Here is a 1,355-nt window from a genome sequence, read left to right as displayed (position 1 = left end):
AATACGCGTCGGAATCGGCGTTCGTAAATTAAATGATATTCATCGTCGCTGTTAGGAAATCGTTCGAGAATTTTTAATTTTGCTTCTGTGAGCAATTCCCATGCGGCGCCCTCGGTCAAATCGTCGCTGTCAAGTCTTTTTACGATGGAATCGGAATAGTTTCTGAGCCAGTTCAAGCGGCGCTGTTCTTCTAACAATTTCATTCGATTATTTCTTCTTTGGGTAAAAATTTGCACTTATCCAGCCCCAGTTTAAAGTGAGATGTGTAAGCATTAGCAAAATGAGTATTAGTGCGTTGATTTCATGCACCTCGCCAATGAAAGCCGTAGGCAGGTATTCTATCATAAAACCTGTAATTGCTTGAAGGATAACAGAAAGCGCCAACAATGGATTGATGGTTTTCAGCCACTTGGTTTTGTTCATAAGAGTCCTTTCGAATATTAATTCATTGTTTTTCTTTATTAGGTCCGGTACAGTTCCGGTTTTCTGTCGTTGAATAAATGATTTATCGGATTGAAATTTTTATCGAGCGCTTCGCCGGGATCGATCTCGACGACTGCAACTTTTTGTGAATCCGATGGAAGAGAAACGAGCCGTTTGCCCATCGGATCAATGACCTGGCTTTTACCGGTGAAAGTAAACGTCTGATTCGGACGTCGTTCGGTGCCGACGCGGTTAGCTGTTGCGGTAAAAACACCGTTTTCAAGGCTTCGCGTTACCATCGCATCTTGGCAAAAGGGAAGAACCAGATTTGCGGGATGAGCGATGATTTGCGCTCCGGCGAGCGCCAGTGTCCGCGCTATTTCCGGGAAAATCCAGTCGAAACAGATCATGACGCCGATTTTGACGTCGCCTACCGAGAATATTTTCGGGACTTCAAATCCCGGCAAAAACCAACGTTTTTCATCGGCGAACAAATGGATTTTCCGGTAAGAGCCGATAAAGTCGCCCTTATCGAAAACAACGGCTGAGTTATATGTCGCGTAGCCGAGTTTTTCGGCTACGCCCAAGACAATCGCCATGTTTGAATTGGCGGATAATTCGGCGATGCGACGGGCAGTTCTGCCCGCTGGGAATTCTTCCGCAAGCGATGAAGCTTCCTCGGCGGAAGCAAACAGATAGCCGGTCGTGCAAAGTTCTGGAAGAACCCAAAGATCGACACCGAATTCAGCGGAAATTAATCGCTCGATCAACTCGAGATTTTGTTTGATTTCGCCAAGAATGGGCGCAAACTGACAGATTCCGATTTTCATGGATGGTCTCAAAATCTCAGCTGACACGCTTTTTAATTCCAACGGCGGCGTAGATTTCCTTCAAACCCTGAAGCGTAAATTGAACATCGGGATGATTCGGAG

The 1,355-nt window shown here is 45.7% G+C and carries 3 protein-coding genes; all 3 read right to left on the bottom strand.

Annotated elements, in window-relative coordinates; translation table 11 throughout:
* A partial coding sequence (locus COT43_11515) for a hypothetical protein (protein PIS27243.1) occupies window positions 1–203 on the bottom strand: 203 nt, incomplete at its 3' end.
* A 4-nt stretch (window positions 204–207) separates the two neighbouring features.
* Entirely contained in the window at window positions 208–423 is a 216-nt protein-coding gene (locus COT43_11510) for a hypothetical protein (protein ID PIS27242.1), read from the bottom strand.
* A gap of 38 nt (window positions 424–461) precedes the next feature.
* On the bottom strand, window positions 462–1,253 hold the full coding sequence (locus COT43_11505; protein PIS27241.1) for an acyltransferase: 792 nt from the start codon (window positions 1,251–1,253) through the stop codon (window positions 462–464).
* Window positions 1,254–1,355 lie beyond the last annotated feature (102 nt).

The organism is Candidatus Marinimicrobia bacterium CG08_land_8_20_14_0_20_45_22 (assembly GCA_002774355.1).
Classification (GTDB): Bacteria; Fidelibacterota; UBA2242; order UBA2242; family UBA2242; genus 0-14-0-20-45-22.
Note: the sequence above shows the minus strand (reverse complement) of the source record. Positions and strands in the feature narration are given on the sequence as shown.